The organism is Pedobacter sp. Bi27 (assembly GCF_918698255.1).
In the GTDB taxonomy this organism is placed as follows: Bacteria; Bacteroidota; Bacteroidia; order Sphingobacteriales; family Sphingobacteriaceae; genus Pedobacter.
In genome coordinates this window covers 66,038-80,101 of the sequence record NZ_CAKKMW010000010.1, presented here as the reverse complement: position 1 = coordinate 80,101, position 14,064 = coordinate 66,038, and the positions used below count along the sequence as shown (strand labels likewise).

Here is a 14,064-nt window from a genome sequence, read left to right as displayed (position 1 = left end):
TTTTTTGCAGATTATGATTGTTATTCAGGATTTGTCCAGCCCGGATTTTGTGTCAGGTATTTGTTGCGTTTCAATTCGTCAAAATGAATTGGCCAAAACCACATTTTGAGCGTAAAAATCGAAGGTAACGATGGCGTTTCAACCACGTTGTGGAAAAGGTCTGCCTGCGCTTTAGTGGCATAGGCATTGTAGCCATAAACCGGGGCCGACTCTTCCGACTGCGCATCGGTCCAACGGCGCAGATCGAAATAGCGGTGCCCTTCGGCAAATAACTCTACCTGGCGTTCTCTTTTCAATTTTATACGAAATCTATTTGGATCGGCATAAACATCTCCCGGATAATCGGCTAATCCAGCACGGATGCGGATCGGCTGGATTCCTCTTTTCATTTCAGAAATGTTCCTTGAAATTACCTGTGTTTTACTTCCGTCCCATGATGGAATATTGTAAGATCCGTTCAGCTCATTTAAGGCTTCTGCATAAATCAGTAATACTTCCGCATAACGGATAGCAGGATCAACTTTTTGCTTCATACGGCTTTGATCATAAGCGGTAACAGCTACATTGCTGATATCGTCTGGGTGTACATATTTTTTAATACCCACCCCCGTACGTGGCCAGTAGGTCGTGTTTTTATAACCATTAGGATCGCCACGGTAGTAGAATATCTGAACATTACTTTTTTCATCTCTTACGCTTTCTGCATTGAGGAGATTCCATGTAGAACCGTTATACGATACTGAAGCATAAAAGCGGGGTTCGCGTTGAACGAACTGTTTATTTACGCCAACGCCCAAAGGTCCTAATTCCGGGTATTTGGTCAGTTCCGTCTGCGTTACAAAACCTGTTGTGCGGGGTTGGGTATTATATCGGCCTTCATAACCCTGTCTGCCGGCATACATGCCGTTCATTCCTGGTATATCGCTACCATCATTCATGGCGTAGGCGTCAACCTGCTTTTGGGTCATGCCATGCGAATTGTAGCCCTTGCCCTCCAGGCGCGGCAACTGATGCAGTACCAAAACATTTATGCCTTCTCCGCCCTGGTTTTGGCCATGAGTGAAAATCAGTTCAGGATTTTGATAGGCAGGAACTGTTCCGTTAAACAAAGCGCGGTACGACTCGTAAGGATCGATATCACTCCAGCCCGAAGGCCAGGCACTATTAGAAAAATTACTATCAAATGGAGGCGTAACAGTTGCCGGATAAGCAGCATCGCCAGTTGTTTTTTTATAAGCAACATACAAACGGTATTGGCCCATATCCATTACATCCTTAGCAGCGGCAGCAGCCCTGGCCCATTTGGATTCATCGTAGGTTCGGGAAAGTAAAGGCTTCCCATCTTTGGTAACCAGTGCCGCAGCTACATCAGCAGGTGCTTTGCCGTTGGCCAGCGGACTTGCGGCATACAAAAGTATCCGGGCACGGAGCGCCAATGCTGCACCACGGGTTGGCCTTGCTATCTGTTGTATCCCTTGCTGAAGTGAAAGTCCTTTGGCGGCTTCTACCAGTTCGTTCGAGAGGTAAACAGCACATTCTTCGTAGGTATTCCGTGGCTGTGCAATTTCATCATACTCTTTAGTGTAATCAATCCCCTCATTGGGTACAATTGGCACCGGGCCGTAGGTACGTAACAATACCCAATAAAAGTAGGCTCTTAAAAACCGTGCCTGCCCCTTAAGGTTTGCAATTTCTTTTGCGGTAAACTGCTTATTGATATCGATATTATTAATAAATATAGAAGCCTGACGGATGCCTTTATAGGCTACATTCCAAATTTCTTTGCTTTCGCCATTCAATCCATTTTCAGTGTATTGTCCGTTTTTCCATCTTTTGTATCCGTCGCTTTCATCACCATAATACATATCATCAGCAAAATTAAAGGGCACATATTTCTTGCTGCTTACATCCTGCATAAAATTACTGCCCAGAAAAGAGTAGGCCTGCGCCAACCATCTGTTTGCATAATCGGTATTGGTAAAAACCTCTTCCGTGGTTAACCGCTCATCGAAGAGGTAATCAGAGTCGAGATATTTTTTACATCCGCCTGCGATTAAAATAATACCTGCAAAAGCTAAAACGATAACTATTTTTTTCATATTCTTCTTTGCTTATAAATTAACTGATACCCCTAATGACATTGTTCTGCTAAGCGGATAAACTTTCCCTGTTGAGCTCCCTAATTCCGGATCCCACAGTTTAAATTTGGTAAATGTGAGCAGATTGGTGCCGATAAAAAAGAAACGTACATTATTGAGGTGAGCCTTGTTTACCAAGGTTTTTGGCAGCGAATAGCCAATATCCAATGTCTTTAAACGCAGGTAAGAACCATCTCTCAGCCAAAAGGTAGATGCCCGATAGTTATTGGCATTTGGCCCATAGGTTAACCGGGGATAATCTGCATTGGGATCTTCATTTTCACCTAATTTCCAGCGGTTGCTACTGGCTACATCACTCAGGATATTTCCCCAATTCTGACCTAAGCTGAACATGTAAACAGACGATCCGTTAATAAAATAAGTAGACTTTCCCACACCCTGAAAATGCACATTGATATCAAGACCTTTCCAGCTCGCCGAGAGCCCGAATCCGTAGGTAAGATTTGGTCTGGTTGTTGCCCCAATAGCTACAATATCATTATCATCGATAATACCATCGCCGTTGATATCCTTGTATTTAATATCGCCCGGCATTACCTCACCAAAAGATTGTTTTGGGCTATTGCGGATATCATCATAATCTTTAAACAGGCCTAAATCCATCAGCCCCCTGGCTTGGTCTACCCGATGGCCTTCCTGAAGCTTGTAAGTGTAAATCGTATTTTCTTCATCTCTTTCCAGTATTTCATTTTTGCTATAAGTAACATTGCCGCGTAAGGTAAGATCTACATTGCTTACCTTTTGTTTATAAGTAAAACTGCCATCAAATCCGGCTGCTTTTACCTCGCCCACGTTGGCAGAAGGATTATTCTCCAAACCTACATACCCGGGCAGAAAATTCCGGCTCATGTAAATTCCATCACGGCGTTCGCGGAAATAATCTACTGATCCGCTAAATTTATCATGGAAGAGTGAATAATCGATTCCCAGATCTTGCTTGGTCGCAATTTCCCAGGTAACATTGGGAGACGCTACTGAAGAATAACGGATACCCGTCCATGGATTTGAAGAATCAAAATCACCGAAATTGTATCCTCCTGCAGCCATCTGCTCTAAAGTATAGAGATAAGGAAACCTGATATCGCCTAAGTTGTCGTTCCCTGTTTTTCCATATGAATAACGCACTTTAAACATATCTACCCATCCCAATTTTTTCACGATAGGTTCCTCCCCGATATTCCATGCTCCGGAGATGGCCGGAAAAAATCCGAATCTGTAGTCTTTGTGGAAATTTTCAGAACCCGTATAACCGAAATTGAAATCAACATAATAGCGCGATTTCCAGTTGTAGTTGGCTCGTCCGGCCAATCCCTGATTCCGTCGTGCAATTCCGTTTTTTAAATCCGAACCGATATTCTGGGTAAATACCTTCGATGCCTGACTATACTTAACCATGGCCCCGAAATTATGGTCGCCTATGTTATTGTTATAATGTGTTTCCCATTCAAAAAACTCACGTTTATCACCGTCCGAACCAGAAGTCTGTGTCATTTTCTGTTCTTCCTTTATGCGTTTAAATACCAGGTTGCCTTCGGTATCGCGGTAGCGGTTGGCGCTCCACAGTTCAGGGAACTTGTAGCGCTTGATATAGTTATTGTTATAAGTATCATAACCAAAGCGGCCAACAAAGCGGAGGCCTTTGGTAATGAAATCCAGACCCTGGTTCAGATTTAATGTGGTTTGGATGTTATTGCTCCAACTTTCGTTGTAACCGGTCATGGTACCCTGTACCCAGGGATTAAAGCGGTCCATATCATTGTCTGGATTGGTATCACCATCATCACTTGCTGGGATCTTCCCATCTGAATATACAAGTGGAGAGGTAATTGCATTGTATCCCATCAGCGCCGTCCATATTGCATCACTGCCTACTCCGGGATCATTTTGTTTCCGTAACGAACCCGAAACACCTGCTGTGAGCAACGTAGATTTGGTGATATCCATATCAACGCTTAAGCGATAAGTATACTTGTTAAAACTAGCGTTGGTATTGTAGTCTTTCAACGCATCATCTACTTTATACATCCCCTGCTGATTCTGGTAGCTTCCTGATAAATAATAACGTGCAGTTTTTCCGCCTCCGCTTAAATTGATCATACTGCGCTGGCTCTTTGCTGCATCACGCAACACCACATCCATCCAGTTTACATTGGGGAACAGGTCGGGGTCTAAGCCCAGGCGCAGTATTTCGAGTTCTGGCCTCGAAAAGAGAGGCTCCTGATTTCTAACAATTTTTGCCTCATTGGCCATCGACGCATACGCATAGCCGTCCACAAATTCAGGGAGTTTGGTAAGTGTATTATAAAAGCCTTCTACTTTTGCATTGATATTTACTTTGCCTTCCTTGCCCCGTTTGGTTTTGATTAAAATTACACCGTTTGCACCTCTGCTTCCATAAATAGCCGTTGCTGAAGCGTCTTTTAATACAGAAAAGGATTCCACATCTTCCACATTGATTTCGTTCATGTCACGTTCAAAACCATCAATCAATACCAGCGCTGCATTGCTGGCTCCGAAAGTAGAAATACTGCGCACCCAAAATTCTGAAATGCTGCCCGGGCGCCCTGAGGTTTGCATGGCCTGGATACCTGGTACCACGCCTGCCAGCGCATCTGCCATCGATGTAGAGGGATTAGATTTGAGCCGGTCTACATTTACAGTTGTAATGGCCCCAGTGATGGAGATCTTTTTTTCTGCGCCTGTACCGGTAATTACCACCTCGTTCAATACACTGGCATCTGATTCTTTCAGGCTAACATTTACAACGCGCTGCTCTTTTACCAGTACCTCCTGTTTTTCGTAACCCACATAAGTAAATACCAATGTTTGGTAAGGAGGCATTTTGATACTGAATTTCCCGTCACCGTCTGTAATTGCCCCCAGTCCGGGCAGGTTGGCAACAGATATGCTTACCCCTGGGATGGGTTGTTTGCCAATGTCGGTTACTGTTCCCTTTACGGTTACCTCCTGTGCGAAAACATTAAGGGAGACACCAATCAGCACCATGCACGTTAGTAAAATAAATCTCATCATTATATATTTGGTCTTCATCAATTATTCTTCTTTAGCTATTTTGCGGATAAGCCAATTGCCCGTATCACCGATATAAAAACATTTTTTCACATCATCATAGGCAATGGCCTGCGGGTTATTGAAACGGGCTTCGGTACGTAAATCGCCATCTGCATAACCGCTTGTACCGTTGTTCCCACGTCCGGCGAATGTACTTACCCTTCCTTGTGGTGTTAAAATGCGAACTGCATGGTTGGCCTTATCGCAGAAATAGAAATCGTACTGGTCGCCTCCTGCCGCTTCATATTCTGGATTTTTAACAAATACCCCCTGTACAGGGCTGTTCAAACGCGCATTAGTGCCAATTCCATCAGCATAGCCTGCCGTACCCGCTGCGCCACAGATGGTATATGGCGTTTTGAAGGTTTTCTTGTCACGATCGTAATCGGTCCGCATGATAAAATGTTTTTCAAATTCGACCAGATAGGCATAGTCTCCTGAGGGGTGCATCACCATGTAAACAGCCACTGCACTGTAAGGATTGGAGAACACCAATTTATCTTCTTTGGTATTAAAGTCATACCTGCGGATATCACCAGCTCTGTACCGTGAGTAGTACAACTCTCCGTTTTGTGGATGAACTATTGTACCGTTTACACCCCTGGCATAAACCTCGATTGCTTTTTTCTGAACAAAATTAGATTCACGGGTGAACAGGTAATTGCCATTTTTGGTATCGCTGGAATGGTTGTGGGAAACAATCATGTCCTGATTTCCATCCATCCTCCAGTTTAAAATCGATACCCTGTCGAGATCCGTTCTGAAGTAACTCACATATTGCTTCTCAAAATCAATCAGACGGCAACTGTTTACATCGGCAGAGAAATAGAGGTGGTTATAGTTTTTAGGATCGAAAGTGAGCCACAGTATCCCTTTAAATCCACCACAATCGTTAAAAGGGCCTTCCTTTTCCTCAAAATTACTTGGTACCTGATAGTATTTACCCAAAAAGGTAGAAACGAGCAGTTTTCTGGTATAAGAAAGTGGTTCTTTTGAGGCTCCATAGGCCAATTCCTCATTGTTACCGCCAAGAACACTAACTTTTATATCCCCAGCATAAGCCTTTTCGGGAATGATACAATAAATGGCATTATTTTTTACACCAACAACTTTGGCTGGCTTTCCCCCGATCATCACTTTTATTTTGGAAAGATCGTTCCCGAAATTTTCGCCATATATTACCAGATTGTTTCCTACACTTCCGGCTTTAGGGTAAAAATCGCTGACGGTTACGGGCTTAGATGGATCGTAACCAACTTCTTGCGTCAACTCATCATGTTTACAATGTGTTAAGGAAAGCGCAATCAACCCGAACAGCATCCAACAGATCTGCCAACGCCTGGTTTTAACCTTGTTTTTAATTTTCATATACATATTGCTTTTATCCGGATTTAGCCGGGTTACACTGAATTTTATTATTTCTTTCCCACGCTGAACGCTAACCAATAATGGTTGTGGTATTCCGTAAATTTTCGAAATAGCCGGATCGTAGTACCGTTAAACTGACAACATGCAACAATATTTCCCAGGAATGGACATAGCAATGTCCTTCGGCATTACAACTTGTAATTCCGACCACGGATCGAAAGGAGCCGTTACCTTTTGTAGAAAACATTATTTATCAAGCTGCAGACCCACAAGATTGTGTAGGATGTGCGTAACCCTCTTATTTTAATTAATGGTTTTAGGTCAGCTTAATCAGTAAATCGTTTTATTGTCAATAGCAATAATTTCAGCACATTAATAACATCTGATTGGCACCATACTGCAGTCTAGATGTTCAACTGTGTGCAGCGCTATTGCGACTAAAATTGGCCTATTTTTCAGCATTTTCTTACAGAATCAATACGGATTTGTTTTATTCTGATACGCGGAATGTACCTGAAACTGATAAGTATTTATTTGAGCATAGCATCATTTTAGTCATAATTTCCCTGGTTTATTGGTTTAGATAAATTACTGATTATCAATCGTCTGAAATAAATATTTTGTATCTCATAAAAAGCATTAAAACTGCAAAAGCATAGTGTTGCTGGTGGAAGAAATTTGCAGTAAGGTTTGTTATTTGGTTAATTGAAATCAAAGTAAAGGAATAGCGCCATTATTATCTGTTCAACTTTTTGTCGATTTGTCTCAAATTGTCAAATTGTTATACGCACAGACTTAAGGTAACTAACTGTAAATTAACCGGAATGATATATTTGGTTATTCCCAACCCAGTACCTTGCCCAGGCAAAAGACGGACAGACCGTCAAAGTAGCAGGTCTCGTCCTGGTACAGCCAGCGTCCCGGTACAGCCAAAGGCGTATGTTTTATCACATATACAATTCTTTTTTTGCAGGATGTGTTTTTATGAATTTATAGCGCATAATCGAAGAGATAGCGAACAGGCAGATTTCTCCAAAATCCAGGCAAAATAAACGTAAAAAAGACGCTTATAAAAAGATTGCTTTCCCCTATTTAGCTAAACATCTTGTAATAAAGCAGGGAAACGAGGAGTTTACCCCCTAATTTATATCAGATTACCCCTCACTACAAGCCCATTTTTTATAGTTAATTTGTTTCAACCAAGTATAAAAAATCTGGCAAACTACCAGAAGTATCTTTACAATTATTTTAATCGTTACCGCTGTTTAGGCAGCAGCAGTAAGGAATGGGCACGTGATTACGGGATAAACCAAAAGCCTTATAAAGCAGATCGTTTTAAAAGGCATAACCTTTTTAAAACAAGGCGATTAAATAGTTTTTATTAACCATAAAAAGAGGGGCTCACTTAAAACGAGCAGCATATGTCCTCTTTAAAATAACCAAACGAACATGTTCATATGCCTGTTCATTCATTCTTACCTAATTTTATGAAAACAAAACCATTTACTTTACCCTCAGCCGGCATTTTGATGCTCGGATTTGTTTTATTTTTTGGCAGCTGTAGAAAAAACGATCTCCCGGATCCAGACAGCAAGGATCAGCTTTCAGTGAAGGCAAAACTGAGTGCAATACCACCAAACGAAACCCCACTGTCTATAACCAATGGCACCTTTTATATCGTGAACCGCAAAAGTGGAAAAACACTCGATGTGGGTGGTTTTCAGACTGCTGACGGCTCGAATGTTTCCCAATATGGCGGTACAGGTGGAACAAATCAAAAATGGGCCCTGACCCTGCTTCCTGGTGATTACTATTCGATTATTGGTGTGCATAGCGCCAAAGGACTTCAGGTAGACCAGGCGGGAACAGCTGATGGGGCTAATGTGAATATATCTACCTATTCGGGGGCTACAAACCAGCAATGGCAATTTACCGCTTTGGGCAACGGGTATTACCGTATTATTAACCGAAACAGTGGTAAAGACCTTGAAGTTGCCAACCAGTCAATCGCTGATGGTGCCAATGTTGCGCAATGGGCTTACAATGGCGGAGAAAACCAGCAATGGTCTTTGTTAACGGTTAATGCAGGCGGTCAACTGAATTGGGTGCTTAACAGTACAGGGGTACCGGCTGATGTACTCGCCAGAATTACCAGCGCTATGAATGATGCCTGTGCAAGATATAATGCCGGCGCCAATTGGCCCGCCCGCACACTTACCGTACAATATAACACAGGTGTGCCAACAGCCGATGGCAGTACAAACGGAAACATACGTTTTGGTGCAAATACCAGTTACCAGAATGTGCGTACGGCAATGCACGAAATTGCCCACACCTATGGCGTAGGCCTAAGCTCCGGATGGACATCGAATACCAGTACTGGCGATTTCTTGGGCGCAAACACAGTTGCACTTATCAAAATTTTTGATGGCACTAGTGGTGTAATACATACAGGAGGCGGGCATTTTTGGCCTTACGGTTTAAACTATGACAATGAATGGAGTGAAACAAATGCCTTCAGACATGTAAAATTAGTTTTTGCAATGCGATCAGACGGGATGTAGCGCAGCAGAGCTGTAGCTACCATTGAATGGAAGAGGGTGTATCATAAAGGCGATTTCAGCTCAGATGCTGTCATGTTGTCCAAAGAACTCCTACGGAGAGCCTCCCGATGAAAATCGGGACAAGTCGTCGAAATACTTTAAAGCGTATTTAAACAGGTCCTTCGACAGGCTATCATTGACAGAATCCATGGAAAGCTCGTCATTGCGAGGAACGAAGCAATCTTAATGCGCACGCTAGTAGCGATCGTTGTAAGATTGCTTCGTCGGCTGAAAAAGCCTTCTCGCAATGACGATTCCTCGCAACTTACAATAGGATAAAAACCCCTTGTGTTATTAATATTGATTTTATAAAACAAATTATCCCCTCAGTGTGACAAAATGTTAGATTCGTTAATATAACTTGTCCGCATCAACTCGGATGATAAAAAAGATTTGTTCAGTTTTTAAAGGTCTTTATCTTTATTGGCCTTCCTTTTTTCTGCCATATATTCGGATGGTGCTACATTATATTTTGCTTTAAACGACTTAGCAAAATAATTAGGGGCGCTAAAACCTACCATGTAACATATCTCTGAAACCGTTTTATCGCTTTTCTCTAATAATACGGCTGCTCTCTCCAGCTTAACAGATCGGATAAAATCAACAGGCGTTTTACCCATTACCTGCAAACACTTTCTATACAAAGATACCCTGCTCATCCTCATATGTTTACTTAAATCCTCAACAGACAACTCAGGTTTATCAAGATTTGCATCAATATAAGGCAATACTTCGTTAAGGAACTTAACATCGGTAGATTCGATTTCTATTTCTGGCGCCTGAATACTGATCTGTCTGGAATAAGTTTTCTTAAATGTTTGATGAAGCGTGAGCAGATTCTTTATTTTTGAATGTAAAATTTCAAAATTAAAGGGCTTGGTCATGTAATCGTTCGCTCCGGTTTTTAAGCCTTTAAGCTGCTCTTCTTCAGCAGTTAAAGCTGTTAGTAATATGATCGGGATATGTTTGGTCCTGTCATCCCCTTTCAGTTTTTTACATAATTCTGTACCATTCATTTCAGGCATATTTACATCTGAAACAATAAGATGAGGATGCAATGCGAGGGCCTTTTGCCAGCCTTCCTTACCATTCGAAGCCTCCACTATCTTATAAAAAGATCTTAAGTTATCTTTAAGATAAAACCTAAAATCCTCATTATCTTCAATTAACAGAACAAGGGGCACGTTTGTTCCGGGAATACCGACCTCAGAAGACTCATTTTCATCCTTTTTTTCATTGGAACATAATTGTTCTTCAGTGGTTATGAAGCCATCATAAACATGTTCATTACTATTTGTAAGCGGTATGCTGATAATGGTTTCATTTGATTCTGCATATGGCAATTCAGCATTTTCAAGATCCTTTTGCTCTTGCACTGAAATAGAACTGGAAGCGAGTTTTAAGCGTACGGTAAAACAAGTTTCTACGCCTGGTTCACTTTCAACCAATATTTCACCTCCGTGCATTTTAACAAACTCTTTGGTGATAGACAAACCAATTCCTGACCCCTGGTTAAGGATGGATGAGGCTGTTTCATTTTGAAAAAACCGTTCAAAGATCATTTCCTGCCTATCTTTTGGAATCCCGATTCCAGAATCTAGTACTTTTATCTCCAATGAAACCCAGCCATCTTCTCCCTGATGCGGCAGCTCTTGTAATTCAACACTTATGGTCCCTGCCGACGGTGTAAATTTAAATGCGTTTGAAAGTAAATTGAACAATATCCGCTCAATCTTATCATGATCAAACGATACATGTAGATTTTCAACAGCACTTTTAAAAGCAAACTTGATCTGCTTGCGTTCTGCCAGATCATAAAATGAGTCTGTTGCATCTTTAATAAAGGATACTATCTCGCCATCGCTCTTATTTAATTGCAATTCCTGCTCTTCCATTTTACGAAAATCGAGCAGCTGGTTTACCAGGTTTAATAAACGCTTTCCATTCCTTTTAATCATGGCCAGCTGACCGTAACGTCCAGTCTCTTTGGTCTCCGTTAAAAGTTTATCTACAGGAGCGAGAATCAATGAAATGGGCGTTCTGAATTCATGGCTCAGATTCGTTAAAAATTTAATTTTCAATAAATCTAACTCACGTAACCTTTCAGCTTCTTTACGATCCTGCTGTCTCAACTGCAACGCTTGAATTCTTTCCTGTTCCTGTAACTGCCTGGCCTGAATTCTTTCCTGTTCTAAGGCAAATTCTTTCCTTAACTTTTTGATCCCTCTGTTCCGAATAAATAGCAATGAAAAGCCAATTACTAAAACATAAAATATATATGCCCATGTGGTGCGCCAGAAAGGAGGCAAAATGGTAATTTTCAAGTGCGACTCTGCCAGGGGGATAGGATCGTTTCCATTAAATGCTTTTACATGAAAGGTGTAATTTCCGGGATCAAGATTTGTAAAAGTGGCCTTACGCATTTCTGTAGGAACTGTAAGCCAATGTTTATCGAATCCTTCTAAATTGTATTTATAAGTTATTTTGCTGTGATTAATATAATTGAGCAATGCAAATTCGAGTGAAAAGATGTTTTCTTTATAAGTAAAGGTTAAATTTTCGAGTTCTGTTATTGTTTTTGGCAAAATAATATGGCCGTTAATACTTTCTCCAACCTGTATGTTATGGTTAAACATTTCTAAGCCCGTTATTACCAGTGTTGAAGGATACTGTTCCTTAGTAATTTGGCCCGCCCTAAAAATGTTGAAGCCGTTTGCCCCTCCAAAAATCAGTTCACCGGCTTTTGTTTTGTATACAGCATTCATATTAAATGTAGGGCCTTGCAATCCGTCGGCCTCATTGTATTTACTGTATATAAATCTATAATTTCCCCCTTCAGCAACCACGGATATCTTGTAAAGGCCTTTTTGCGAACTATACCAAATATGATGATTTTCATCTTCAAGCAACTCCAAAACAGCACTTTCGGGCAGCCCGACTTCCTCGGTTAAATTATTAAAGTTTTTTGTTGCAGGATTATATATACTTATACCCTCACGGGTACCTATCCACATCCATCCTCTGCCATCTTCGATAATGGAATGTACATTACCGGGTATCAGGCTGTTCGTATCCTTACTGTTATTAATTAAGTGGGTAAATTTAAAGGTTTTGGGATCCAGTATACTCACTCCACGGGTAGTACCAATCCAGATCCTTTTAAGTTTATCTTCATATAAACAATTAATGATATTAGAATTTAATGTGTTCTTAACTGTCGAATTAAAGTGCCTGAAGGTTTTGGCATTCCGGCCAAACAAGTCCAATCCACTACTTAAAGTACCAACCCAAAGCCTGTTGGATGAATCTTCTAACAGGGCATAAATGCGATTATCGGAAAGGCTGGAAGGATCTGTAGTATGCTTATAATGGGTAAATTTAGTTCCGTCAAAAGAATTAAGCCCACCTAAATAAGTTCCAATCCACAAGAGGCCCGAATGATCGATGTAAAGGCTTACAACAATATCACTACTTAAAGAGTTATTGTTGGCAGGATTATTACGATATACTGTAATTTCACCTGTACTTCTGTTTAAATACAGCAAACCAGTGCCGTTTGTTCCAATCCACAAATTCCCTTTGTTATCTTCCGCAAATGAATTAACGTCTTTATATATCGTATTTTTCCCTGTTAAATACTCATTTCGCGGAAACTTAAAGATGCTTTTATGATAGTAGCAGATCCCTTTTTTAAAGGTGCCAATCCAGATTATTCCGTTATTGTCTTTGTATAAGGTAACAATGCTGTTCTGCTTTAATCCCCTGGGGTCATCTTCTTTACTTAAAATATAACTTATTTTGTTGGTTAGCTTATTTAAGATATTAATTCCACCATGATCGGTCCCGATCCAGATATTTCCGTCATCTCCCTCTGTAATGGAGCTTACATTATTCGAACTGAGGCCTGAATGATCCGGCTTCTTTCCAAAATAACGGAAAGTGTTACTTTTTTCATTAAGATAATATAACCCAAAAGGGTTACTTACATTATAAATAAAAATATTGCCTCCCGAATCGTGACTGAGGTGGAAATCGCTTACCTGATCTGCTAAACGTTTGTTTATTGCAAAATACCTGTTTGTTACCCGCTGTTCTTTCAGGTTAAACCTATCAAGAACGCCGTTGGTATAAATAACCCACAAATTTCCTTTCTGGTCGTCCAAAAAATAGCTTATTTCGTTAGCGTACAGGGAGTTTACTATTCCATTTTTATGAGCATACCTGGTGGTTGTATTGCTTTTCGCATCATAACAAAAAATGCCTTGATTTTCAAGGTAGAAATAGTACTTTCCCTTATTATTGGTTTGTATCTCTTTAAGGTATCCGCCCGGAATTTTATAGTTTTTAAGGTGTTTATCCTGAAATGGCTCAAATTTTTCTGTCAAAGGATTATAAATACTGAAACCGCTGCCAGATTTAATCCATAACTGTTTCTCCGGCCCTTCAAATATGTTTAAAATATAATCATCAGGGATACTGGTACTATCCTTTATGTTATGTTTAAATACTTTGAATTCATGCCCATCATAACGGTTGAGGCCGGCTTGGGTTCCAAACCACATAAATCCTCTATGATCTTTATATATGGCTTTTACCTGATTATCAGATAAGCCGTTAGCAATATCCAGATGAGAAAATTGGTACAAACCTTCTTGAGCAAAAAGAGAATTACACAGTAGGAATGTGCTTATTAAAATTAAAATCCGAAACATATATTCTACTCAATACAGAAGCATTATCACCTTCAAATAATTAATTTGAAGTAAAATTTGGTTACAAAACGGCTGTTTAATATTGACATAACCAAGCTACGCTTATATTTTGATATTTTTTAATAAACACGAAAATTGTAGGCAAGCAGC

Annotated in this window: 5 protein-coding genes; 1 reads left to right on the top strand and 4 read right to left on the bottom strand. The window is 40.6% G+C overall.

Annotated features, from left to right (window positions below; genetic code table 11):
- Positions 1-20 precede the first annotated feature (20 nt).
- From LQ227_RS23905 to LQ227_RS23895, 3 genes are read right to left on the bottom strand one after another with little or no spacing between them, the layout of a single operon-like run.
- Positions 21-2,099 (bottom strand): RagB/SusD family nutrient uptake outer membrane protein, encoded by a 2,079-nt coding sequence (locus LQ227_RS23905; protein WP_230146194.1) that lies wholly within the window; start codon positions 2,097-2,099, stop codon positions 21-23.
- Positions 2,100-2,111: 12 nt separating this feature from the next.
- The gene (locus LQ227_RS23900) at positions 2,112-5,189 is read right to left on the bottom strand and encodes a TonB-dependent receptor (RefSeq protein ID WP_230151522.1); all 3,078 of its coding nucleotides are present in this window, start codon (positions 5,187-5,189) and stop codon (positions 2,112-2,114) included.
- 24 nt (positions 5,190-5,213) lie between these two features.
- Positions 5,214-6,599, bottom strand: a complete 1,386-nt coding sequence (locus LQ227_RS23895) for an IPT/TIG domain-containing protein (protein WP_230151520.1) — start codon at positions 6,597-6,599, stop codon at positions 5,214-5,216.
- 1,487 nt (positions 6,600-8,086) lie between these two features.
- Between LQ227_RS23895 and LQ227_RS23890 the strand changes: the two genes are divergently transcribed.
- Positions 8,087-9,163 carry an RICIN domain-containing protein gene (locus tag LQ227_RS23890; protein ID WP_230146191.1) on the top strand — a complete coding sequence of 359 codons (1,077 nt, stop codon included), beginning with the start codon at positions 8,087-8,089 and terminating at the stop codon, positions 9,161-9,163.
- 443 nt (positions 9,164-9,606) lie between these two features.
- On the opposite strand, the gene LQ227_RS23885 is transcribed toward LQ227_RS23890, so the two are convergent.
- Positions 9,607-13,848: a two-component regulator propeller domain-containing protein gene (locus LQ227_RS23885; RefSeq protein ID WP_230151518.1), complete on the bottom strand. Its 4,242-nt coding sequence runs from the start codon at positions 13,846-13,848 to the stop codon at positions 9,607-9,609.
- Positions 13,849-14,064: the final 216 nt, after the last annotated feature.

What these genes read in the sequence shown, in the direction of transcription:
- LQ227_RS23900 (WP_230151522.1), bottom strand. Translation starts at nt 5,189, where the DNA reads ATGAGATTTATTTTACTAACGTGCATGGTGCTGATTGGTGTCTCCCTT.
- LQ227_RS23895 (WP_230151520.1), bottom strand. Translation starts at nt 6,599, where the DNA reads ATGAAAATTAAAAACAAGGTTAAAACCAGGCGTTGGCAGATCTGTTGG.
- LQ227_RS23905 (WP_230146194.1), bottom strand. Translation starts at nt 2,099, where the DNA reads ATGAAAAAAATAGTTATCGTTTTAGCTTTTGCAGGTATTATTTTAATC.
- LQ227_RS23890 (WP_230146191.1), top strand. Translation starts at nt 8,087, where the DNA reads ATGAAAACAAAACCATTTACTTTACCCTCAGCCGGCATTTTGATGCTC.